A 21,558-nucleotide genomic window follows, 5' to 3' on the forward strand; every position below is an offset into this window, starting at 1 on the left:
TTTCTTGGAACAGCTGTGCCCGCCGCCGCGGGCCGCGGCGGGCGCCTCCGCTTCGGCACAGCGGGTCTGCTATCAATGCAGGTTTTGCAAGGCGGCGGGCAGCGTCGTGGTGACTTGGCCGGAGAGGGGCGCGCGGCGCTCGGCGCACCAGATCAAGTCTTCGATGCCGCATTGCGGCGTGTATTCGCGCACGGCGCGTAACAGCAGCGCCCGGATGGTTTCAACCTCAAAATTGCTGCACGCCGCTTCCAGCGCCGCCAGTAGCGCGCGCAATTCCGCCCAGGGAATGGCGGCCTCCTGGGCGCGCATGATCAGCGGGTGTTCGGTGCCTTCGACATTGTCGCCGATGAGTAATTCCTCGTACAGTTTCTCGCCCGGGCGCAAGCCGACATGGACGATTTCGATGCCGTTCGGCGCGCTCTTGCTTCTGACTTCGAGCCCGCTCAAGTGTACCATTCTCGCCGCCAGGTCCATGATTTTGACCGGTTCGCCCATATCGAGCACGAACACGTCGCCGCCCGATCCCATGGCGCCGGCCTGCAGCACCAGTTGCGCCGCCTCCGGAATGGTCATGAAATAACGGGTGATCTCCGGGTGGGTCAGCGTAATCGGGCCACCTTCCATGATTTGCTGGCGGAACAAGGGAACCACCGAGCCTGACGATCCCAGCACGTTGCCAAATCGCACCATGCAAAAGCGCGTGCGCGCGCCTTCCCCCGCCAAGGCTTGCAAAATCAGTTCCGCGAGGCGCTTGGTGGCGCCCATCACATTCGTCGGGCGCACCGCCTTGTCCGTCGAAATCAGGACGAAACACGTGACGCCGGCCTCGACCGCCGCCTGGGCGATGCTCAGGGTGCCGAAGACGTTGTTGCGTACGCCCTCGATGGGGTTGTACTCGACGAGCGGCACGTGCTTGTAGGCGGCCGCATGGTAGACCGTCTCGACGGCGAAAGTGCGCATGATGCGCTTGCATTTTTCGGTCTCCAGCACCGAGCCGAGAAAGGGCATCAGTTCCAGCTCGCCGCCGAGGCTGATGTGCAAGCCCTTCAATTCCTGCTTGATGGAGTACAGCGCGAACTCCGACATTTCCAGCAAAATCAGGCGGCTCGGGCGCAGGCGGATAATCTGCCGGCACAGCTCCGAGCCGATCGAGCCGCCGGCGCCCGTCACCATGACGCACTTGCCGGTGATGCAGGTGGCAATGAGGCCGAGGTCGGGCGCGACCTGGTCGCGCCCCAGCAAGTCCTCGATTTCGATGTCGCGTACGTCTTGCAGGCCCAGTTCGCCGCTGACCAGGCTTTCCACCGGCGGGGTGACCTTGACCTTGACCTTCAAGGCTTCCAGCTGGTTCAGGATATGCCGCTGGTGCTTTTTGGACAGCGAAGGCATGGCCAGCAAGACTTCGCTGATTTTCGCCTTGCCGATCAGGTCAGGCAGATAGGTGGCGGCGTAGACCTTGATGCCGCCGATGGTCGCGCCGTGCAGTTCGGCCGTGTCGTCGATGAAGGCGACCGGCAGGTAGTCCTGGCCGGCGCGCAAGGCGCTGGCCAGTTGTGAACCGGACTTGCCGGCGCCGTAGATGGCCACGCGCACGGTTTCCTGGCCGCCGTTCGGATGCAGCAGGAAGCCGCGGGCCAGGAAGCGGCTCGCGACGACATAGGTGATCGCGCTGATCCAGTAGATGCCGAACACGCCGCGCGAGAGGCCCTCCATATGCGTCAGCAGGCCGGCGATGGCCAGCAGCCCCACCACCGAGATGGTGACGCCCAGCACGACGACGTAGACGATTTTCTGGTCGATGAAGCGGATCACGGCGCGGTACAGGCCAAGCCGGATGAAAATCGGAATCGACACCAGCGGGACGGTAAAAATGAGCCACAGGTAATGCGTGAACTGGGCCGGGCTTGATATATCGTAGCGCAACAGAATGGCGAAACAAAACGTCAGCGGCAGAAACAATAAATCGGCTGCCGCCGCAATTAACTGCTTGTGAATGCGCGATAAATCAAGGAATGATTTCATTTTACTGTTCAAACGTAATGGTCGGTACTGCTGAAAACAGGGCGCCGGCGGCGATGTGCGCGGCGACCCAGCATAGCACAGATGATGTAAAAATATACACGCCGCTAATGGGCGACGCCATCCCGGCGCACGACCTTCAGGAAGGTCAGCAGAATGATTTTCACATCCAGCGCGAACGACTGGCGCTGCAGGTATTCGAGGTCCAGCTTGACCTTGTCCGGAATCGGCAATTCATCGCGGCCGTTGACCTGGGCCCAGCCCGTCAAACCAGGCAAGAGCTGGTCGACGCCGTGCTCGGTGCGCAGGGCGATCAGGTCTTGCTGGTTGAACAGGGCCGGGCGCGGGCCGACAAAACTCATATTGCCGCACAAGATGCTCCACAACTGCGGCAGTTCGTCCAGGCTGGATTTGCGCAAGAAGGAGCCGCCCGGCGTGAGGAACTGCTGCGGGTCGGACAGCAAATGGGTGGCCACGGCCGGCGTGTCGGTGCGCATCGTGCGGAATTTCGGCATGCGGAAGATGCGGTTGTGCCGCCCCACCCGGTCCGACCAGTACAGGGCTGGCCCGACGGAGCGCCATTTGACGAACAGCGCCACCGCCGCGATGGCCGGCAGGAGAAGCAGCAAGGCCAGCATGGCCAGCAGCAGGTCGAAGGTTCTTTTCATGTGGACGGCGCTCCCCGGCGCGACAAAAAACTGGCCACCGTTTTGTTGAGCGACTCCTGCATGCCGACGGCGGGGCGCCAGCCCAGCGTTTGCCGGGTGTGGCTGATGTCGACCTGCAGGGAGCCGAGCAGGCGCTGCGCCTCGGCGGACTTGCCGAGCACGGCGGCGGCGGCGCCGAGCAGCGCGGCCGGCACCGGCACCAGCCGCGCGCGCTTGCCCATCGCCGTCGCCAACATGCGCAGCAATTCCGCGATGCTGACGTCCTGGCCGTCCGACACCATGAACACCTGTCCGGGCGCGGCTGGATGGACGCTGCATAAAAGTAATAAATCGACGAGGTTATCCAGCGATACCATGCTGCGGCGGTTGTGCACGGCGCCGAAGGGCAGCGGCCAGCCGCCGTGGGCCAGTCCCATCAGGCGCTGGAAATTGGCGCGCACGCCCGGCCCGTAGACCAGCGGCGGACGCACGATCACCAGTTCCATGCCGCTCTCCCTGGCGAACGCTTGCAGGGCCTGCTCGGCCTCCAGCTTGGACTGGCCGTAGGGGTCGAGCGGCGCCGGCACGTCGGCGCCGGTGAACGGCCGCCGCGGCGTCGCCTCGCCGTTCACCTTGACGCTGCTGACGAAGACGAAGCGCCGCACGCCCGCCGCCCGGGCCTGCCTGGCCAGATTCAGCGTGGCCTCGACATTCACGGCGCGGTAGGCGCGCAAGGCGTCGCCGGCCGTTTCCTGCATGACGTGCACGCGGGCGGCCAAGTGGATCACGCCGGTGCAGCCGTCCAGTGCGCCGCTCCAGTCGGTGGTCGCGTCCAGTTCGCCGACCGCGTAGTGCTGCGCCGTGGCGGCTGCGCGCACCGCCGCGACGAAGGGAAGCTGGCGCTGCGCCAAGGCTTGGCACAGCGCCGTGCCGACGAAGCCATTGGCCCCGCTCACGAGTATTTTATGCATGGTCATTCACGGCTTTCTTGCTTGACAGACGATTAAAATGCCGCTCCAGGGTGTCGATCAGCATGTTCTTTTCAAATTGCGCCGCATAGTAGGCACGGCCCGCCGCGCCCATCGCGGCGCGCTGCGCCGCGCTCAATGCCGCCATCGCGGCCACGGCGGCCGCCAGTCCGTCGGCGTCGCCGGCCGGGCAGGCGTGGCCGGCGCCCGCTTCGCGGATGATCGCGCCGCCTTCGCCGTCAAGGGCGGCGACGATGGGCAAGCCCGACGACAGATAGGTCTGCACCTTGCCGGGAATGGTCATGGCGAAGACCTCGTTCGGCTTGAGCGTGACCAGCAGCGCGTCGGCATGGGCGAAGAACGCCGGCATGCGCTCCAGCGGGAAGCGGCCGGCCATCTGCACCTGTGCGTGCAAGCCCCTTTGCGCAATCTCTTGCTTGACCCAGGCCGTCATGCGTCCGTCGCCGACGATGATCCAGCGGATGTCGGCGCGCGCGCGCAAGCGCTCGGCCGCGGCCAGTATCGTCGGGAAATCCTGGGCATCGCCGATGTTGCCCGCAAACAGAATCGTGAACACGCCGTCGGCGCGCGGGATTTCCGGCGCCGGCGCCGGCGCCGCGCCGCTGAACAGATCCTCGGACCAACTGGGGAAGTACTGGATTTTTTCCCGCTGCGGGCAGTATTTTTCGATGCCGCCGATGAAGGAGCGCGATTGCGCGAGAATCAAATCGCAGCGCCGGTAGATGAACGACACCATCCGGCCGACGCCGGCCAGGATGCCGGCCGAGCGCACGGCGCCGACGGCGCTCAGCGATTCGGGCCACAGGTCGAGCACCCAGAACACGACGGGCGCGCCCTTCAGGCGCTTCAGCAACAGCGCCGGCAAGCCCACCGTGACGGGCGAGGGCTCATAGACGAAAATCACGTCGTAGGGCCGGCCGCGCAGCTTGAAGGCGCCGATGACGCTGGCCGACAGGGCAAAGCTCAGATAGTTCAGCATCAAGCGCATGGCGCCGCGGCCGCGGGCCAGCAGCGGCACCCGGATGACGGCGACGCCTTCGAAGTCGCGGTAGTTTTCCGGGCATCGCGCGAAATCGGCATCGATGCTGCCCTCCGGATAATTTGGCCAGCCGGTCAGCACGCTGACCTCGTGGCCGCGCTGCTGCAAGGCGGCGGCCAAGTCATTGATGCGGAAATTCTCCGGCCAAAAATATTGGCTAACGATTAATATCTTCACTGTTTGACTTAGTCGGCCTTGTGCCACACCTTGCGGTTCACATAATCGGTATAGCTGTGCAGGATGCGCACCACCTTGTCGGAGACGTTGGGCACGCTGTAATCGGCCACCAGCGCCAGGTCGCGGGCCGCGCCCCGTCCCTGGGTGTCGAGGATGGCCAAGCCCTGCAGCACGCGCTCGATGTCCAGTCCGGTCATCATCACCGCCGCCTCCTCCATGCCTTCCGGACGCTCGTGGGCTTCGCGGATGTTGAGGGCGGGGAAATTCAAAATCGACGACTCTTCCGTGATCGTGCCGCTGTCGGACAGCACGGCCTTGGCGCTGGCCTGCAGTTTGACATAGTCCTTGAAGCCGAGCGGCTTGAGCAGGCGCACCAGCGGGTGGAAGGTGGCGCCGCGGGCGTCGACCTTCTTTTGCGTGCGCGGGTGGGTCGAGACGATCACCGGCAACTGGTAGTGCGCGGCGACGGCGTTGAGCATGCCGACCATCTTGTCGAAGTTGCGCTCGGAATCGATGTTTTCCTCGCGGTGCGCGCTGACGACGAAGTAGCCGCCCGGCGCCAGGCCCAGGCGCGTCAGCGCGTCGGACGCCTCGATGCCGTCCCGGTAATACTGCAGCACCTCGTACATCGGGCTGCCGGTCTTGATCACGCGGTCCGGCGGCAAGCCTTCGCGCAACAGGTATTCGCGGGCGATGGCGCTGTAGGTGAGGTTGACGTCGGCCGTGTGGTCGACGATCTTGCGGTTGGTTTCTTCCGGCACGCGCTGGTCGAAGCAGCGGTTGCCGGCCTCCATGTGGAAGATGGGGATTTTCCGACGCTTGGCGGGAATCGCCGCCAGGCAGCTGTTGGTGTCGCCGAGTATCAGCAGCGCATCCGGCTGGGTCCGCTCCAGCACGGCGTCGACGGCGATGATGATCTTGCCGATGGTCTCGGCGGCAGTCGCGCCGGCCGCGCCGAGGAAGTGGTCGGGCTTGCGCACGGCCAGGTCGTGGAAGAATATTTCATTGAGCTCGTAGTCGTAGTTCTGGCCCGTGTGCACGATCAGGTGCTCGCAGAACTGGTCCAGTTTGGCCAGCACGCGCGACAGGCGGATGATTTCCGGACGCGTGCCGACGACCGTCATGACTTTTAATTTTTGCATGGTTTAAACCTCGTGGCTGACCGTGTCGGGGTGCTGGCGGTCAAATATTTCGTTGGCCCACAGCATGACGATCATTTCCCCCTCGCCGATGTTGGTGATGTCGTGCGACCAGCCGGGGATGGTTTCCACCACCTCGGGCAGGGCGGCACTGGTGCGGCGCTGGTAGGTGGCGCCGCTGTCGATGTGGCGGAAGCCGAACCGGGCTTCGCCCTTGACGACCAAAAACTTTTCGTTTTTGGTGTGGTGGTAGTGGCCGCCGCGGGTCACGCCGGGATGGGCGGTGAAGTAAGAGAATTGGCCGGCGTCGCGCGTCTTTAACATTTCCACGAAGACGCCGCGCGGGTCCTCGTGCTTGTTCAGGGGATAGGTGAACTGCTCCGGCTGAAGATAGCTGAGGTAGCTCGCGTACAGGGCCCGCGTCAGGCCCGTGCCGACGGCCTCGGTCAGCAGGCTCGCGCGGCTGTCCTTGAACGCTTGCAACTGCTGGGCCAGCGCGCCGACGCTGATGCGGTACACCGGCCCCACCGGCTGGTATGGGCTTGGCGCGGGCGCCTGCCCGAGCGCGCCCAGGAAGGCGGCCACGACATCGTCGATGTAGACCAGGTCGATCTCGGCGGCCGCGTCGTGTATCTGCAGCGGCAAGCCTTGCGCGATATTGTGGCAGAAGGTCGCCACCGCCGAATTGTAGTTCGGCCGGCACCACTTGCCGAACACATTCGGCAGGCGGTACAGATAGACGGGGGCGCCGCTGGCGGCGCTGTAGGCGCGCAGCGCCGCCTCGGCGCCGCGCTTGCTGCTGCCGTAGGCGTTCTCGCGCTCGGCCTGGGTCGACGAGGTGTACAGGATGGGCACGGCGCGGCCGGCGGCGCGCACGGCGTCGCAGACGGCGCGGGTCAGGTCGGTATTGCCTTGCGCAAATTCGTCCTCCGTTTGCGGCCGGTTGACGCCGGCCAGGTGGAAGATGAAATCGGCTTGGGCGGCCTTCTCGGCCAGCGCCTGCGGCGTCTCGCCCTTGAGCAGGGTCAGCACCTCGACGCCGCCCCGCTCGCGCAGGTGGACCAGCAGATTCTTGCCGATGAAGCCATGGGCTCCGGTCACGAGTACTTTCATGCGCCTAGCCCTCCGCGACGGCTGCTTCGCCGCGGGCGATGGCCTGGATGAAATCTAGCTTCATCAGCAAGGCGCGCATGCCGGCCTGGTCCAGGCGCTCCGTGTTGTGCGAATTGTAGTCGTCGCAGTTGGAAATCTTTTGCTCGCCCTCTTCGACGAACTTTCCGTAGTTCAAGTCGCGCAAGTCGGGCGGCACGCGGAAATACTCGCCGAGGTCGGCGGCGGCGGCCATCTCCTCGCGGCTGAGCAGGGTTTCATACAGTTTTTCGCCGTGCCGGGTGCCGATGATGTCGACCGGATGGTCGGGCTTGCCGAGGATGGCCAGCAGCGCGCGCACCAGCACCTCGACGGTGGCGGCGGGGGCCTTTTGCACGAACATGTCGCCGTTGGCGCCGTGCTCGAAGGCGTACAGCACCAGGTCGACGGCGTCCTCCAGCGTCATCATGAAGCGCGTCATGGCCGGGTCGGTGATGGTAATCGGCAGGCCGCCGCGGACCTGTTCGACGAACAGCGGGATCACCGAGCCGCGCGAGGCCATCACGTTGCCGTAGCGGGTGCCGCAGATGATGGTTTTGGCGTCGTCCAGGTTGCGCGATTTGGCGACCATGACCTTTTCCATCATGGCCTTGGAAATGCCCATCGCATTGATCGGATAGGCGGCCTTGTCGGTGCTCAGGCAGACCACGCGCCGCACGCCGTTCTGGATGGCCGCTTCGAGCAGGTTGTCGGTGCCGAGGATATTGGTTTTCACCGCTTCCATCGGATGGAACTCGCAAGACGGCACCTGCTTCAGGGCGGCCGCGTGGAAAATATAGTCGACGCCGCGCGTGGCGTTGAGCACGCTGTCGAAATCGCGCACGTCGCCGATGTAGAACTTCAGCTTGGCGCTGAGGTACTGCTTGCGCATATCGTCCTGTTTTTTTTCGTCGCGGCTGAAAATGCGGATCTCGCCGATGCCCGTGTCGAGAAAACGTTTCAAGACGGCGTTGCCGAAGGAACCCGTACCGCCCGTAATCAAAAGAACCTTGCCTTCAAACATAATGTCTCTTTCCAATGAAATCGTATGGTGGGCCGCTTAGGCCCAGCCCAGCGCCCGCCCCACCAGCGCGTCGCGCTGGGCTACCGTGGGATAGTTGATCAGCACGGCCTTGTAGGCGCCCTTGAAGACGAACAGGCTGCCGGCCGAGGCGCCGACCACGCCGCAACTGCGTATCAGGTCGGCCACGTCGTCGAGCGAACCGGCGCCGCCGAGCAGCGTGATGGGCACGCCCACGGCGGCGCGGACCTTTTGCGCCAGCGCCAGGTCGTAGCCCTTCATCTGGCCGTCGTGCTCGATCGAATTGATGACGATTTCGCCGGCCCCCAGCGCGGCGGCGCGCTGGGCCACCTCGATCGCGTTCAGCTTGGTGTTCTTGCGGCCGTTGTGCAGGAAGACGTCGTATTCCTTGCTGAGCATGCGCTTTTTGACGTCCAGCACCACGACCACGCTCTGGCTGCCGATCTCCTCGGCGATCCGGGCGATCAGTTCCGGGTCCTCGATCGCCGCCGCGCTGAGGGCGATCTTCTCGACCCCGAGGCTGATGATGCGCTTGGCCTGGGCGACGCTGCGGATGCCGCCGCCGTAGCACAGCGGCATGCGGCATTCGGCCGCCAGGTCGGCGATCAATTTATAGTCGGGCTCGTTGCCGTGGACGGTGGCGTCGATGTCGAGGACGATCAGCTCGTCGCTTTCCTTTTCATTGAAAATCTTCACGGCGTTGATCGGGTCGCCGACATATTTCGGATTCTTGAAGGAGACGGTCTTCACCAGGCCGCCCTCGTGCACCAGCAGGCAGGGGATAATTCTGGGTCTCAGCATATTACAACTCCGCAAAGTTTTTCAGCAACCGGGCGCCGTGGTGGTGGCTCTTCTCGGGGTGGAACTGGACGCCGTAGACGTTGTCGCGGTGAACCGCGCAAGCGAAATCCACGCCGTAGGTCGACGTCGCCATCACGCCGCCGGCCTGCGCGCAGGCGAAAAAATACGAGTGCAGGAAATAAAAGCGCGCCTCCGTCTCCAGCCCGGCGAACAGCGCGTGCGGCGCGGCCGGCGCGACGTCGTTCCAGCCCATGTGCGGGGTAGGCAGTTGGGCCGCCGCCGGCGCGTCCTTGAAGGCGCGCACCCGGCCGGGCACCCAGCCCAGGCCCGGCCGCTTGCCCTCGTCGCTGCCGTCGGCCAGTATTTGCATGCCGACGCAGATGCCCAGCACCGGCACGCGCGCGTCGCACACCAGCGCCTCCAGCGTCGCGCGCATGCCGGAAGCGTCGAGCAAGTCCATCGCATGGTCGAAGGCGCCGACGCCGGGCAGGATGATCTTGCTGGCGCCGTCCAGTTCGGCCGCCGTTTTCGCGGCCGCCGCGGGGATATTCATGCGCTTGTACATATTCGAGAACGCGCTGATGTTGCCGAGGCCGTAGTCGACAATTTTGATCATCGGATGATCGCCTTCTGCCAGCCGACCAGGCGCAAGAGCTTGGTGATGGCGTCGAGCAGCGGCATGCTCGACTTGTAGTCGCGATAGCTCTTGTTGTCGCCGGCCATCACGGCCTTGAGCTCGTCCACGCTCAGGCCCAGCTTGGTGGCGATGTACTCGAAATCCTGGGCCACGGTGGCCTCGTCGTAAGCCTTGACGCTGATCTTGTCGAGCGCCTCGGCGCGCGTCAGCTGCCCCGTCAGCACGAGGCTGGAGAAGTGGGCGCGGCGCTTGTCGAAACCGAACTTGGTCGGCAGCCAATAGCCTTCGTAAAAGCGGGTGAAGCGCGACTCGTAGTGCTTGTGCGCGTATTTTTGCCAGCCGTAGGTGTCGACCAGCAATTGCATGGCTTCTTCCTTGATGAAGGGCACGCAATTTAGCGGTTTCACGACTTTGACGCCCTTGACGAAGCGGTAATAGAGCTTGTATTTGAAGATGTCGCACAGCGGGAAGGTCTTCAGCTTGCGCTTGCCGAAGCGGCGGTGGATGTCTTTCAGCTGCGTCAGGTCGGACGCGTGGTAATGCCATTCCAGCGGTTCGCGCACGCATTCCGTCGAGTAATTGGCGCCCGTCAAAATATACTGGACGCCGTTCTTGGCGGCGAAATTGTACAGCGAGGCGAAAAAGGCGTGGTCTTGCGGCGTGTCGATGTGCGGCACCTGGGCCTTGAAGAAGGCCAGTTGCAAATCCTGCATTTCCTGCCAATTCACCACTTCCGTGTGCAAGTCGAAGCCCAGTCCGTCGACCATTTTTTCAATGTTGTTGACGGCTTGCTGGGAATTCCAGCCGGCGTCCACGTGGAACAGCAGCGGCCGCAAGCCGTACTGCTTGGCCAGGTAGGCGACGTAGGAACTGTCGACGCCGCCGCTCAAACCGATGATGCAATCGTGGGCCTTGCCGGCGCCGTCGCGCTTGATGCGCGCGACGATGGCCTCCAGCTCGCGCTGGCCGCGCGCGTCCGGATGCCAGTTCGGCACGATATTCGCGTGATAATTGTTGCAGTAGTCACACCAGCCTTTGTCGTCGAAGCTGATGTTGGAATCCGAGGTATCCATGATGCAATTGCTACAGATAGCATAGTCACGCTTGGCTTGCATTGATTGGTCCATATTCTAGTATTTATCAAAAAATAGTAAATGACGGGGCGGCCCTGCCCCGCATCGCCGCGCCGCCGGCGCACGCGGTGCGTCTGGGCTGCATTGTAAAGCAATGCCGGGGGCGGACGCGAGCCGCTTAGCCCGGTCCGAGCACGCGTTGGTAGACCCCGAGCAGGCGCCTGGCGTTCGCCGCCGGGTCGAAATTGTCTTGCGCCAGGCGCCGGGCGTTCTCGCCCATGCGCTTGACCTCGTCGCGGTGCTCGGCGTAATGGGCGATCGCCTGCGCCAGCCTGGCCGGCTGCCTGGCCGGAATGGCCAGGCCGGTCTCGCCGTCGACCAGGGTGTCGGCCAGCGGCCGGTCGACGGCGACGATCGAGGGCACGCCGGAGAACGCCGCCTCGAACACCGGCCGCCCCGGCGCGTCATAGTGGGAGGCGAAGCACAGCACGTCGATGCGTTCGTAGACGCAACTGATGTCCAGCGTGGCGCCCATCAGGTGGAAGCTCGCATCCAGGCCTTCCGCGGCGATCCGCCCGGCCAGTTCCGCCGCGACGTTCTGCGCCAGGCCGGCCCTGGCCAGCAACCAGGCCTTGGGCCCCTTGTCGGCCACCGTCACGCCGCCGACGATGACGAATTCGACGTCGTGGCCGGCGCGCTTGAGCAGCACGGCCGCGTCCAGCATGTCGAACAAGCCCTTGGAGTGGTGCAGATTGCCGACGAAACCCACTTTCAGCGAGCCCTTGCGCAAACCGTCCAGCTTCGCCGCCATGGCGGTGTCGGGCTCGGGCGCGCGCTTGGCGGTGAAGGAGTTTTGGATCACGTCGACCGGCAGGGCGGCCGGCAGCGTGGCGCGGGTGTTTTCATTGATGGAAATGACGGCCGCCGCGTGCCTGGCCAGGCTGCGGTTAAACCAGGCGCAGCGCAGGCTGTTTTCCTTGGCCCACATCAGGGCGCGCACGTGCACCACCAGCGGGGCGCGGAAGATCGCCTTGGCCAGCAGCGCCGTCACCAGGTAGACGCCCTCGTTGACGTGGATCAGGTCGACCTGCTGCCAGCGCCGCTTCGCCTTCAGCAGGGCGATCACGGCGAAGGGCAGGTGGAACAGCTCGCGCAGCAAGATCAGCCAGCGCACGCCGCGGTAGTGGCTGTAGCGGGTGTTGTCGAATTTCGGCATGCCGCGCGCGGTCACGAGGCCGCTCGCCACCTGGCGGTAAAAGTCCAGGGCCGTGCCTTCGCTGGCGACGAACAGGGGCGCCACCGCGCCCGCCGGCAGCGCGCGCACGGCTTCGAACAGGCTGCGCGAGGCGCCGCCGAAGGGGCCGTCGCCGTCGATGTAGAGAATTTTGATTGTCATATTATGTGTCCGCTGCCTGTGCCGCGGCGCCGGGGCGCCGGGCGTGATTATTGTGTCGGTGCCGCCGCTGTCGCCGCGCCGGCCGCCATACTGTTGCCGTCCATGTTAGCAGAGCCTCCGGCGTCGGTGGCCGCCCGGCGCGGCGGCGCCGCCGCGGCGCGTCGCCGCGCCCGCCGGCGCGCCGGCGCGAACGCGGCCGAGCCGTGCAACAGCATCAGCAGGAACAGCGAGCCGTTGGCGTCCGTCGGATGGTAGATATTCCCCCACTGCATCATCAACAGTATGATGGGCGGAAAGCATGCGCAAGCCCACAGGTCGCGCGACTTGGCCGCGCGGTGCAGGCGGGCGCCGAGGAAGTACAGGAAAAACAGGCTGGGCAAGCCGTAGGTCGCCAGCAGGCGGGTCAGCAGGGCTTCGTTGCCGGCCGGCGTGGTGCCGACGTTTAATTCTTCGAGCTGCATGTCGACGAAATCGAAGGCCCCCCAGCCCATCAGGGAGGGGCTGGTGCTGAACAGGTTCCAGTGCTGCCACCACAGCCAGGGCCGGTACAGTTGCTGGAAGATTTCGTCCACGCTCAGGCCCGATTCGCCGCGCAGGAATAGGCGCGAGATGAGCGGGAATTGTTGCAGGTATTCGATCGCGTACGCCGACGTGGCCAGCGCGGCGTTGACGCCGACGGCCAGCAGCAGGGCGGCGGCGCACATGCCGGCCGCGCTGCGGCGGCGCCGGCCCAGCCACCAGCGCATCGCCGCGTACAGGGCCAGGGCGATCAGGGCCGTGCGCACGAAGGAAAAAATCACGAAATACAGGGCGATGCAGAGCACGACCGGATGGGCCCGCGCCAGCGCCGCGTTGCGCGTGAGCAGTAGCACCATGGCCAGCGAGAGAATCGCCGTGTTGGCGATGTTGGGAAAAAACGACACCCGCCAGATGCCGTACTCCTCGGCCGTGGTGGCGGGCAGGATGCCCCAGCGGTTCAAGTCCGTCGTCAGCCACATGGCCACGCCTATGGCCAGCAGCACGACATACAGGCGCACCAGGTCCTCGGTGCTGACGTGGACGCGCTCGCAGCACAACCAGGCCAGCACCCACACCATCAAGCCCAGTTGCAGCACGGCGCGCATGTCGCCGGCGGCCAGGTGCCAGGCGCCGCCGAGCAGGCCGAACAGCAGGAGCGGCCGGGCGTGCCCGAGCAGCGCCCGCAGCACGGACGCCGCGTTGGCGAAGGGCAGCAGGCCGGCCGCGCCGACCAGCAGCCAATAGGATAGCGAGCCGAGCTCGGGCGTTTCCTCCTGGCTGATCGTCATCGATATCAGCAGCGATATGATGAGGTACAGCAGCAGGGCGACATTGCGCCGCCGGGGCGGCCCCGCCCGCCCGCCGCCGGGCGGGGGGGTGCCGCGCGCCGTTGCCGTGGCCACGCTCATGCGGACAGGGTTTGCGCGGTGGCCGTCACGGCGCTGGCCGTCATGCGTTCGAAGCGGCCGCCCGGCGTGTAGTGGAGGATGTCGCGCGGGCCGGGCTGGCGCCGCAGCTCGCTGCCGCACAGGTGGTAGGCGTCGCCCGTGTGCGGGCAGTGCCACTCGCCCTCGCCGCTCAGCGGCAGGGGGATCTTCTCGCCGTAGGCGCTGACCCAGCCGAGCTGGCGCGCCGGCGCGCCGACCATCAGCGCCCAGTCCTTGCTATCCCTGGTCAGGGTCGAGCCGGCCGCCAGGAAGGTGCCGGTGCCGATCGTGATGCCCGGCACCACCGTCGCGTTCGCGCCCAGCGACACGCCATCCTTGACGATGGTCTTCTCGAAGTTGGCGCGCCGGCTGACGCAGGCGCGCGGGAAGGCGATATGGGTAAACACCATGAATGGCGCGCAAAAGACGAAGTTGCCCAGCTCGACGTGCGAGAACACGGCGACGGAATTGCCCAGGCGGCAGCCGTGGCCGATCACGGTCTGGTTGCCGACGTAGACATTCTGGCCGAGATTGCAATGTTCGCCGATCACGGCGCCCGCCTCGACATGGGCGTAATGCCAAACGGCGGTGTGGGCGCCGATCTTGGCGCCTGCGTCAACGGTGGCGGTGGGATGGATCTGGTTCATCTGAAGGTCCGGTAAAGATGGTGGGAGGTCAAAGTGGGGAAATGGTTCGCCGGGCTCAGCCCAGCAGGCGCTGTAGATTGCCGATGAAGCCAGGCGTCGCGTAGTGGTGCGCGCGCGCGGCCGGCGCGGCCGGCGCGGCCGCCAGCGCCCACACGTCGCCCGGCTGGCGCGCCAGCGCGATCTGGGTGCCGTCGACGGCGCCCAGCATGGCTTCGTGGCCGGCCAGCGGAATGACGACGCTGGCCACGCCGAGGGCGGCGGCGTCGAAATGGCAGGCCGAGGCGATGCTCAGGTGCAGATCGGCCTGGGCCAGCAGTTCGAACACGTGCGGCTGCTCGGCGCCGCCGATGACGCGCACGCGGGCCCGCCCGCGCAGGCCGTCGAAGGCGCGCGTGCCGGCGTCGTAGACGGGGTGCAATTTGATCGCCAGCTCCCAGTCCAGGCCGGCGGGGGCGGCCGCCAGCATCGCTTCCAGCCACTGGGCCAGGCGTTCGCTGTCGAGGCCCTGGGTGCTCAGCACCAGGCGCAGGCGGCCGTCGGCGCGGCGGCCGTGCCGGCTGGCGCGCGCCAGGTCGATCAATTCATTGCCGACCGCCACCGCGTGGTCGCGGCCCTGCCGGGTGCCGGCCAGTTGCTCGATCCAGTAAGCGCCGCGGCAGGCCAGCACGTCGGGCAGCAGCAGCTCGGCCGCCGCGCCCTCGACCCAGGCGGGAATGGCGTCCGGGTGCTGGGCGTCGAAGACGCCGTGCTGGAGCTCGATGAAGCGCACGCCGCAGCGCTGGCAGGCGATGCGCAGCGCATATTCGCCGGTGTCGGAGACCAGCACGGCGGCGGGGCGCACGCGCCGCAGCAGCAGGGTGTACAGGCGCGCCTGCCAGTACACGGTCGACAGGCGCGCCCGCAGCCAGCGCGCCGGCACGGCCAGGCCGACCTCGCGCTCGAGCAGCGCGGCGACGTCGGCGCAGAAGGGGCCGGCCTTGAGCGGCAGCAGCAGGCCAAGCACGCGACCCCAGAACGTGAAGACGACGGGGTCGAGGTCGGCCGGATGGCAGGCGGCCGCCGCCTGGCGGTCGAAGTCGGGGCTGTTGATTTCCTCCAGCTTCAAGGCCCCGTGGCCGGCCCCGAGCAGGCCGTCGAAATACACGTCGCGGTAGCCCTCGCCCTGCGGCAGGCGCAGGCCGGAGCGGCAGGTCTTCAGCAGCAGTTCGCGGCGGGCGCCGCCGGCGAGCAGGCGCAGCAGCCGGAACGTGGCCAGCAGCGCCTGCGCGCTGCGCCGGCCGTTCGAGCGCGCCGGCTGGGCCAGCGGCAAGCCTTCGGCCATCCGGTGCAGCGGGTTGCGCACGACGCGCCAGGCCGACCAGCCGTCGACCCGGAAGGCGAACAGGGCGTGGCGCCGCTCCAGCTGCGCGAGCGCGCGCAGCTTGCCGGCCGAATCCAGGTCAGGCCGCAAGGGCGGGCCTCAGACCGTAGATGTCGGCGCACAGCGCCATCGAGCGGGTGGCTTCGTCGAGCGTGGCCAGCATGCTGGGCCGGCCGGCCAGCAGGTGCACGACCTGCTCGGCCTGGTGGCGCAGGCCCGGCTTGAATTCGCTGTCGATGGCCTCGGGGGCGACGTCGAGCAGGCGCCGCTCGCCGCGCAATTGCACGGCGAGTTTCTCCAGCGGGCGCAGTTCCAGCCTGGCCTGGGCGTTGCTGACCGTCACCGACCACGGGCCGGGGCCGTTCCAGACCGCCTGGTAGAGGCCCTTGTCGCCGCTGGCGTAGTGCACGGTCGCCGCGACGAAGCCCGGTTGCTCGGGGTTCCAGCGCAGCGTCGGCTCGACGCCGACGATGGCGCCGCGGCCGAACAGGTTCAGGTAGTCGATCAGGTGGATAGAGTTGGCGTACATATAGTTGCGCACCACCTCTTCAGGCTGGCCGCCTTCGCGGGCCGACACCATGTCTTGCTGGTCGAGCACGGAGATGAGGCGCGCGCTGTCGTCGCCCTCCAGCCTGGCCAGCGCCTGCCGCGTCGAGGCGTAGGAGCGCCGGTTCAGGGCCACGTAGGCGCGGGCGGCGGCGCGCCGGGCGCCGTCCTGGATGGCCAGCGCCTGGGGCAGGTCGACGCCGACGGGTTTTTCCAGCAGGCACAGCCATGGATGGGCGAAGCAGGCCGCGCTCACTTCCTGCATCGACAGCTCGTTGACGGCAACGACGACGGCGTCGGCCGCCGTGGCGCGGTACAGCGCGTCGATGCTGTCAAAGGCCGGCACGGCGTAGGTGGCGGCCAGCGCCTCGGCGCGGGCGCGGCCGCGGCCGCAGACGCCGACGATCTCGACCTCGGCCAGCGAGGCGAAGGCCCTGGCGTGCTCCTGTGCCATGTAGCCGGAGCCGACGATAGCGATTTTCCATTTTTTCATTGCGTTCTCTCCCATTAAGCCCAGTTAAATTGGCGCGCGCGCGGCAGCGCGGCATCGGCCAGCCGCACTTCGCTGCCGCCCGCCTCGTGCGAGGCGTGGGCGGCGACCAGGCAGGCCAGCGCGTGCGCGCCGTCCGCGCCGTCCGGATAGCTGCCGCCGTCGAGCAGGGCGTTCCACACCTGCATGGTCGGCGCGACGGTGTCGGCCGGTTCGATGCTGTGCTCCTGTATGTCGACGGGCATGCCGTAGCGCGTCGTCGGCAGGTCGCGGAACTCGGCCTGGCGGTAGGCGACGCGCATGGCGCCGTTCAATTCGTCGACGACGATCTGGCCGTGGCGGCAGATATACACCACTTGCAAGCCCCAGCCGGCGGTGGCGGAAAAGTCGATGAACATGCTGACGCCGTTGTCGCTGCGCGCCAGCAGGCGTCCCGAGCGGTCGTCGAATTGCGCGCCGCGGGGGTTCGCCAGCGGCGCCGCGTCGAGCCAGGCCTGGACGCCGTGCACCTGGCTGTCGCCGATGTAGCGGAACATCTCGAAATAGTGGCTGGCATTCATCGCCAGGCCGAAATTCGAGCCGGCCACGAGGATGCTCGACAGGGGCCCCAGCTCGGCGCTGCCGATCAGGGCCTTGACGCGCGTGTATTGCGGCATGAAGCGCATCTGGTGATTCACGGCGAGGCCGGCGCCGGCGTCCCGGCAGGCCGCGATCATCGCCTCGGCGTCGGCCAGCGAGGTGGCCATCGGCTTCTCGCACAGGATGTGGCGCACGCCCTGCGCGGCCGCGGCCAGCACGAAGGGCGCGTGGCTGGGCGCCGTCGTGGCGATGACCAGGGCTTGCGGCCGGACCGCCTCCAGCATGGCGTAGGCGTCGGTGAAACAGGCGGCCGGGGCCACGCCGTAGCCGTCCTGGGCCATCTGCAAGGCGGGCGCGGCGGTGTCGGCGACGCCGCACACCTGCATGCCGAGCTGCTGCGCCGCCTGCAGGTGGCGCACGCCCATGCGGCCGAGGCCGATGACGGCGACGCGCAAGCCGCTCGCGTAGGGGGAATTCGATGTGGTCATATGCTGAGCTAAAGAAAGGTTAAATGGATGGGGAATGCCCGGCCGCAAAGGCGTTGCGGCGCCAGGCGGAGAGGGCCTTGCCGGGTTCGCGCCACGGCAGGTCGAAGGAGCGGAAGGCGACGGCGCTGGTAAACAGCGCCAGCAAGCCCTGGGTCAGCGCATAGCCGGCGGCGGCGCCGGTGCTGCCCAGCGCGGTGACCAGCAACCAGGTCGACGCGGCGCCGCAGGTGGCGGCGCTGAGGGTGGTGGCGGCGAGCAGGCCGGTGCGGCCGGAAAAAAAGAACAGCACCGAGGTGCACAGGTAGACGCCGCTGAAGGCGCCGCCCAGCATGAACCATGGCAGCACGGCCGTCGCGGCCTGGTACTGCGGGCCGAGCAGGGTGCCGCTGGCCAGGTGCAGGAACAGGCCCACCGCGGCGGCGATGGCGACGAAGGCCGGCATGGCCGTGTAGATTGCGCCGACGGCGCAGTGCTGGTCGGCCGCCTTGCCGGAGGCCAGCTTGGCGTACAGCCACGGGCCGTAAGCCTTGACGAAGGCGTCGGCCAGGATCGCCATCACCATGCCCAGCTGGGCGCCGGCGCCGTACACGCCCAGCGCCTGCGGCCCCAGCTTCAGGGCGACGGTCCAGCGGTCGGCGGTGCCCAGCAGGACGCCGGCCAGCGAGTGCAGGATCAGCGGCAGGCCGAACAGCACCAGCGTCTTCAGCTGCGCCCGGTCCGGCGCCCAGCGCAGCTCGCCCGAGCGCAGGAACAGGCCGACCGACAGGGCGGCCATCAGCACGGCCGTCAGGGCGATGGCGCCATTGCGGCCGTTGTCGCCCAGGCCGAGCAAGAGCACGGCGACGAGCGAGAAGGTGACGTTGATGAGGCTGGCGAGCACCTGCAGCACGGCGTTATGCAGGGCCTTGTGCTGGCTTTGCCACAGCACCAGGCGGCACTGCAGCAGCACGCCGGCGCCGGCCGTGACGGCCGCCGCCATGCCCCAGCCGGCCGACACGCCCGAGCCCAGCGCGGGAAACAGCGCCAGGACGCCGCCCACCAGGGCCGCCACCAGCAGCGTGCTGGCGGCGGCCAGCGCCAGCGCGGTGGCGCTGAAGGCGGGCATCTGTTCGGCCGGCTGCTTGAACCAGAGGACCCCGAGCGCGGCATGGGCGTTCAAGCCGGCCACCGTCATGCACAGGGTGACGAGCAGGGAGAAACTGACGACGAGCCCGTATTCGAGCGGGCTCAGCACCCGCGTCAGCAGGGGCAGCAGGAGGAAGGGCACGGCCGCCGACGCGATGTTGGCGGCGGCGTAGATGGCCCCGGTGCGCAAAAACCTCATCGCGCCTTGCCGCCGTCGAGCCGCAGGAAGGCGGCCAGCAGGGCGAGCCCGGCCGCGCCGCTTTTTTCCGGATGGAACTGGCAGCCGATGATGTTGTCCGACTGCACCGCGGCGGCGATGGCGTGGCCGCCGTAGTAGCAGTCGGCCAGGCGCTGGTCCGGCTGGTCCGGCACGAAATGGAAGGAATGCACCAGGTACACGGAAGTGCCCTCGGGCGTGGCCTCGAACAGCGTGCCGGCCCAGCGTCCCGGCCGGGGCGGCTGCAGGTCGGCCCAGCCGATATGCGGGATTTTCTGCGCCGTGCCGTCGACGTCGCGCGCCGGAATGGCTTGCACGCGCCCGGGGATCAGGTTCAAGCCGCCGTGGGAGCCGAACTCGGCGCTGTCGCTGGCCAGCATCTGCATGCCGAGGCAGATGCCCAGCAGCGGCCGGCCCGACGCCGCGTAGCGCAGGATGGCGTCGACCAGGCCGCGCTCGTGCAAGCCCTGCATGCCGTCGGCGAAGGCGCCGACGCCGGGCAGCACGAGGCGCTCGGCGCGCTCGATCGCGGCCGCGTCCTGGGCCAGCGCGGCGCTGGCGCCGCAGTGCTCGAAGGCGCGGGCGACGCTGAGCAGGTTGCCGCTGCCGTAGTCGATGATGCTCACGGCGGCCGTCATGGCGTCCTCACTTGCAGCCCGGCGGCGCGCGCGGCGGCGCGGATCTCCACCATGCTGCTGCGGCCGTAGTGGAGGATGTCGGCCATGGCGACGGCGTCGGCGGCGCCCTCGCGCACGACGGTGGCGACGTCGTCGACGCAACCCATGCCGCCGCTGGCGATCACCGGCACCGGCACGGTCTTCGACACGGCCGCCACCAGCTCGACGTCGAAGCCTTCCCGCGTGCCTTCGCGGTCGACCGAGGTCAGCAGGATTTCCCCCGCCCCCAGTTCGACGCCGCGCTGGGCCCACTCGACGACGTCGAGGCCGGTCCGCTCCCGGCCGTTGTCGGTGTACACTTCCCAGCGCCCCGGGGCGACGCGCTTGGCCTCGATCGACAGCACCATGCACTGCGAGCCGAATTTGCGGGCCACTTCGCGGATCAGCTCGGGGCGTTTGGTGGCCGCCGTGTTGATGCCGATCTTGTCGGCGCCGGCGCGCAGGATGTTGCGCACGTCGTCGACCGAGCGGATGCCGCCGGTGACGGTGAGCGGCACGAAGACGTCGCGCGCGGCGCGCTCGATGATGTCGTGCAGGCTGTTGCGGCCGTACAGGCTGGCGACGACGTCCACGTACAGCAACTCATCGGCGCCCTGCTCGTAGTAGCGCCGGGCGAATTCCTGCGGCTCGCCCATCACCCGCAAGCCTTCCAGCTGGATGCCCTTGATGAGGTTCGGCCCCTTGATGTCAAGGCGCGCGATCAGACGGATCTTCTTCATGTCGTCAAGCCTGCTCCGGCGCCTGTTCCCAGACCGGATGCTTGAGCTCCCAGCCGTCGGCCGTCTTGCGCCACAGATGCTCGGAGCGCCAGCTGTCGACGACGGCCTGGAAGTCCTCGTCGCTGATGCCGCAGTAGTCGAGGAATTGCTGGTAATACTTTTGCGGGAATTCGCCGTCGTAGCGCTTGACCAGGGCCACGCCCTCTTCGCGAGTGATCTTGCTGTCGCGGATTTCGTGGGCGGCGTCCGAGGTCGTGCGGCCGATGCCGAACTTGATGTAGCCCAGATAGTAGTGGTAGCCGTCGATGCAGTCGTCCAGGCTGGCGTACTTCGAATACGTGCCTTCCGAGCGCTCGGTGTTGGGCTGGAAGCCGGTGTTTTCGCGGCAATAGTAAAAGTTTTCCTGGGGGTCCCAGAACTTGTAATAGCCGAGGAAGTGGATTTCCGTCTGATTGGCCAGAATCGATTCATAGCTGGGGGCCATGAAGGGTTTCAGGTCGGCCGCGCTGACGCCGTGCTCGATCCAGAACTCGGGCGGCAGGCCGGAGAAATAGTGCTTGTCGTGGTCCTTGATTTCGCGCGTGGGCTGGTGGGCGTTCTTCATGTCGCCGCCGTACTCGACCTCGCCGTTCTCGCCATACATGATCAGCGCGACATTGTGCTTGACGGCCATGTGCAGCGGATAATTGGTCTGGCCGTAGATGAAGGGCTGGAACGGGTCGCCGATATGCTGGGTGGCCAGGCGGGTCAGCTTGCGCGTGATCTTGCCGTTCGGCGTGCCGAGCACGTTGTCGAAGCCGGACTGGATGAAGGCGTCGAGGTTGCGCCGGCCGATCTCGGTCGCCTTCAGCGGCGCCCAAGTGACGGTCAGCGGATTCATGCCGTATTTGTACTTCAGCTGGTGGGCCACGTAACTGCCGTCCTTGCCGCCGCTGCAAGGGACGATGACGTCGTATTCGCCATTGTTCTTGCGGTGGCGGTCGCACAGGGCGATCAGCTCGCGCTCGCGCTCGGCCCAGTCGATCTTGTTGCGCTTGTAGAGGGCGAAATTGCAGGCCGAGCAGACGCCGTTGGCGTCGAAGCTGATGCGCGGACGCTGGTTCGAGACCGTGCACAGCGTGCAGAACTTGACCTCGGGCGGCAGGTTGTACTGTTTGATGACGTCGCGTTTTTTCATG

The 21,558-nt window shown here is 66.8% G+C and carries 20 protein-coding genes; all 20 read right to left on the reverse strand.

What is annotated here, in order from left to right; translation table 11 throughout:
* Positions 1-72: 72 nt before the first annotated feature.
* A complete protein-coding gene (locus OIK44_RS14875) occupies positions 73-2,022 on the reverse strand; it encodes a polysaccharide biosynthesis protein (protein ID WP_273671697.1) in 1,950 nt (649 codons plus the stop codon).
* Between the two features lie 104 nt (positions 2,023-2,126).
* On the reverse strand, positions 2,127-2,687 hold the full coding sequence (locus OIK44_RS14880; protein WP_273671699.1) for a sugar transferase: 561 nt from the start codon (positions 2,685-2,687) through the stop codon (positions 2,127-2,129).
* Positions 2,684-3,637: a UDP-glucose 4-epimerase family protein gene (locus OIK44_RS14885; RefSeq protein ID WP_273671994.1), complete on the reverse strand. Its 954-nt coding sequence runs from the start codon at positions 3,635-3,637 to the stop codon at positions 2,684-2,686. Before OIK44_RS14885 ends, OIK44_RS14880 begins: the two co-directional genes overlap by 4 nt.
* Positions 3,630-4,814, reverse strand: coding sequence for a glycosyltransferase family 4 protein (locus tag OIK44_RS14890; RefSeq protein ID WP_273671701.1), 1,185 nt, complete (start codon positions 4,812-4,814; stop codon positions 3,630-3,632). Before OIK44_RS14890 ends, OIK44_RS14885 begins: the two co-directional genes overlap by 8 nt.
* 65 nt (positions 4,815-4,879) lie before the next feature.
* On the reverse strand, positions 4,880-6,013 hold the full coding sequence (locus OIK44_RS14895) for a UDP-N-acetyl glucosamine 2-epimerase (protein WP_273671702.1): 1,134 nt from the start codon (positions 6,011-6,013) through the stop codon (positions 4,880-4,882).
* A 3-nt stretch (positions 6,014-6,016) separates the two neighbouring features.
* Positions 6,017-7,123, reverse strand: a complete 1,107-nt coding sequence (gene wbjC / locus OIK44_RS14900; protein WP_273671704.1) for a UDP-2-acetamido-2,6-beta-L-arabino-hexul-4-ose reductase — start codon at positions 7,121-7,123, stop codon at positions 6,017-6,019.
* 4 nt (positions 7,124-7,127) lie between these two features.
* Complete coding sequence (locus tag OIK44_RS14905; protein WP_273671705.1) at positions 7,128-8,162, reverse strand: polysaccharide biosynthesis protein; 1,035 nt, start codon at positions 8,160-8,162, stop codon at positions 7,128-7,130.
* Positions 8,163-8,198: 36 nt separating this feature from the next.
* Positions 8,199-8,981, reverse strand: coding sequence for an AglZ/HisF2 family acetamidino modification protein (locus OIK44_RS14910; RefSeq protein WP_273671706.1), 783 nt, complete (start codon positions 8,979-8,981; stop codon positions 8,199-8,201).
* Position 8,982: 1 nt separating this feature from the next.
* Positions 8,983-9,597, reverse strand: coding sequence for an imidazole glycerol phosphate synthase subunit HisH (gene hisH / locus OIK44_RS14915; RefSeq protein WP_273671708.1), 615 nt, complete (start codon positions 9,595-9,597; stop codon positions 8,983-8,985).
* Positions 9,594-10,745 carry an N-acetyl sugar amidotransferase gene (locus tag OIK44_RS14920; RefSeq protein WP_337587202.1) on the reverse strand — a complete coding sequence of 384 codons (1,152 nt, stop codon included), beginning with the start codon at positions 10,743-10,745 and terminating at the stop codon, positions 9,594-9,596. Before OIK44_RS14920 ends, hisH (OIK44_RS14915) begins: the two co-directional genes overlap by 4 nt.
* A gap of 124 nt (positions 10,746-10,869) precedes the next feature.
* Complete coding sequence (locus OIK44_RS14925) at positions 10,870-12,087, reverse strand: glycosyltransferase family 4 protein (RefSeq protein ID WP_273671712.1); 1,218 nt, start codon at positions 12,085-12,087, stop codon at positions 10,870-10,872.
* A gap of 47 nt (positions 12,088-12,134) precedes the next feature.
* Positions 12,135-13,514 (reverse strand): hypothetical protein, encoded by a 1,380-nt coding sequence (locus tag OIK44_RS14930; RefSeq protein WP_273671713.1) that lies wholly within the window; start codon positions 13,512-13,514, stop codon positions 12,135-12,137.
* Positions 13,511-14,179 (reverse strand): acyltransferase, encoded by a 669-nt coding sequence (locus OIK44_RS14935; RefSeq protein ID WP_337587203.1) that lies wholly within the window; start codon positions 14,177-14,179, stop codon positions 13,511-13,513. The genes OIK44_RS14930 and OIK44_RS14935 overlap by 4 nt, the downstream gene beginning before the upstream one ends.
* Before the next feature lie 55 nt (positions 14,180-14,234).
* Positions 14,235-15,629 carry a hypothetical protein gene (locus OIK44_RS14940; protein ID WP_273671714.1) on the reverse strand — a complete coding sequence of 465 codons (1,395 nt, stop codon included), beginning with the start codon at positions 15,627-15,629 and terminating at the stop codon, positions 14,235-14,237.
* Entirely contained in the window at positions 15,619-16,578 is a 960-nt protein-coding gene (locus OIK44_RS14945) for a Gfo/Idh/MocA family protein (RefSeq protein WP_273671715.1), read from the reverse strand. Before OIK44_RS14945 ends, OIK44_RS14940 begins: the two co-directional genes overlap by 11 nt.
* Before the next feature lie 14 nt (positions 16,579-16,592).
* Positions 16,593-17,642 carry a Gfo/Idh/MocA family protein gene (locus OIK44_RS14950; protein ID WP_273671716.1) on the reverse strand — a complete coding sequence of 350 codons (1,050 nt, stop codon included), beginning with the start codon at positions 17,640-17,642 and terminating at the stop codon, positions 16,593-16,595.
* A gap of 19 nt (positions 17,643-17,661) precedes the next feature.
* Positions 17,662-18,966: a lipopolysaccharide biosynthesis protein gene (locus tag OIK44_RS14955; RefSeq protein WP_273671717.1), complete on the reverse strand. Its 1,305-nt coding sequence runs from the start codon at positions 18,964-18,966 to the stop codon at positions 17,662-17,664.
* Complete coding sequence (hisH, locus tag OIK44_RS14960) at positions 18,963-19,622, reverse strand: imidazole glycerol phosphate synthase subunit HisH (protein WP_273671719.1); 660 nt, start codon at positions 19,620-19,622, stop codon at positions 18,963-18,965. The genes OIK44_RS14955 and hisH (OIK44_RS14960) overlap by 4 nt, the downstream gene beginning before the upstream one ends.
* The gene (gene hisF, locus OIK44_RS14965; RefSeq protein WP_273671721.1) at positions 19,619-20,380 is read right to left on the reverse strand and encodes an imidazole glycerol phosphate synthase subunit HisF; all 762 of its coding nucleotides are present in this window, start codon (positions 20,378-20,380) and stop codon (positions 19,619-19,621) included. The genes hisH (OIK44_RS14960) and hisF overlap by 4 nt, the downstream gene beginning before the upstream one ends.
* 4 nt (positions 20,381-20,384) lie before the next feature.
* Positions 20,385-21,557, reverse strand: a complete 1,173-nt coding sequence (locus OIK44_RS14970) for an N-acetyl sugar amidotransferase (RefSeq protein WP_273671723.1) — start codon at positions 21,555-21,557, stop codon at positions 20,385-20,387.
* Between the last annotated feature and the right edge of the window lies 1 nt (position 21,558).

Source organism: Janthinobacterium fluminis, assembly GCF_028595325.1.
Lineage (GTDB): Bacteria > Pseudomonadota > Gammaproteobacteria > Burkholderiales > Burkholderiaceae_D > Janthinobacterium > Janthinobacterium fluminis.

What these genes read in the sequence shown, in the direction of transcription:
- wbjC (WP_273671704.1), bottom strand. Translation starts at nt 7,123, where the DNA reads ATGAAAGTACTCGTGACCGGAGCCCATGGCTTCATCGGCAAGAATCTG.
- OIK44_RS14935 (WP_337587203.1), bottom strand. Translation starts at nt 14,179, where the DNA reads ATGAACCAGATCCATCCCACCGCCACCGTTGACGCAGGCGCCAAGATC.
- OIK44_RS14945 (WP_273671715.1), bottom strand. Translation starts at nt 16,578, where the DNA reads ATGAAAAAATGGAAAATCGCTATCGTCGGCTCCGGCTACATGGCACAG.
- OIK44_RS14905 (WP_273671705.1), bottom strand. Translation starts at nt 8,162, where the DNA reads ATGTTTGAAGGCAAGGTTCTTTTGATTACGGGCGGTACGGGTTCCTTC.
- hisF (WP_273671721.1), bottom strand. Translation starts at nt 20,380, where the DNA reads ATGAAGAAGATCCGTCTGATCGCGCGCCTTGACATCAAGGGGCCGAAC.
- OIK44_RS14950 (WP_273671716.1), bottom strand. Translation starts at nt 17,642, where the DNA reads ATGACCACATCGAATTCCCCCTACGCGAGCGGCTTGCGCGTCGCCGTC.
- hisH (WP_273671719.1), bottom strand. Translation starts at nt 19,622, where the DNA reads ATGACGGCCGCCGTGAGCATCATCGACTACGGCAGCGGCAACCTGCTC.
- OIK44_RS14885 (WP_273671994.1), bottom strand. Translation starts at nt 3,637, where the DNA reads ATGCATAAAATACTCGTGAGCGGGGCCAATGGCTTCGTCGGCACGGCG.
- OIK44_RS14875 (WP_273671697.1), bottom strand. Translation starts at nt 2,022, where the DNA reads ATGAAATCATTCCTTGATTTATCGCGCATTCACAAGCAGTTAATTGCG.
- OIK44_RS14895 (WP_273671702.1), bottom strand. Translation starts at nt 6,013, where the DNA reads ATGCAAAAATTAAAAGTCATGACGGTCGTCGGCACGCGTCCGGAAATC.
- OIK44_RS14970 (WP_273671723.1), bottom strand. Translation starts at nt 21,557, where the DNA reads ATGAAAAAACGCGACGTCATCAAACAGTACAACCTGCCGCCCGAGGTC.
- OIK44_RS14930 (WP_273671713.1), bottom strand. Translation starts at nt 13,514, where the DNA reads ATGAGCGTGGCCACGGCAACGGCGCGCGGCACCCCCCCGCCCGGCGGC.
- OIK44_RS14920 (WP_337587202.1), bottom strand. Translation starts at nt 10,745, where the DNA reads ATGGACCAATCAATGCAAGCCAAGCGTGACTATGCTATCTGTAGCAAT.
- OIK44_RS14955 (WP_273671717.1), bottom strand. Translation starts at nt 18,966, where the DNA reads ATGAGGTTTTTGCGCACCGGGGCCATCTACGCCGCCGCCAACATCGCG.
- OIK44_RS14925 (WP_273671712.1), bottom strand. Translation starts at nt 12,087, where the DNA reads ATGACAATCAAAATTCTCTACATCGACGGCGACGGCCCCTTCGGCGGC.
- hisH (WP_273671708.1), bottom strand. Translation starts at nt 9,597, where the DNA reads ATGATCAAAATTGTCGACTACGGCCTCGGCAACATCAGCGCGTTCTCG.
- OIK44_RS14880 (WP_273671699.1), bottom strand. Translation starts at nt 2,687, where the DNA reads ATGAAAAGAACCTTCGACCTGCTGCTGGCCATGCTGGCCTTGCTGCTT.
- OIK44_RS14910 (WP_273671706.1), bottom strand. Translation starts at nt 8,981, where the DNA reads ATGCTGAGACCCAGAATTATCCCCTGCCTGCTGGTGCACGAGGGCGGC.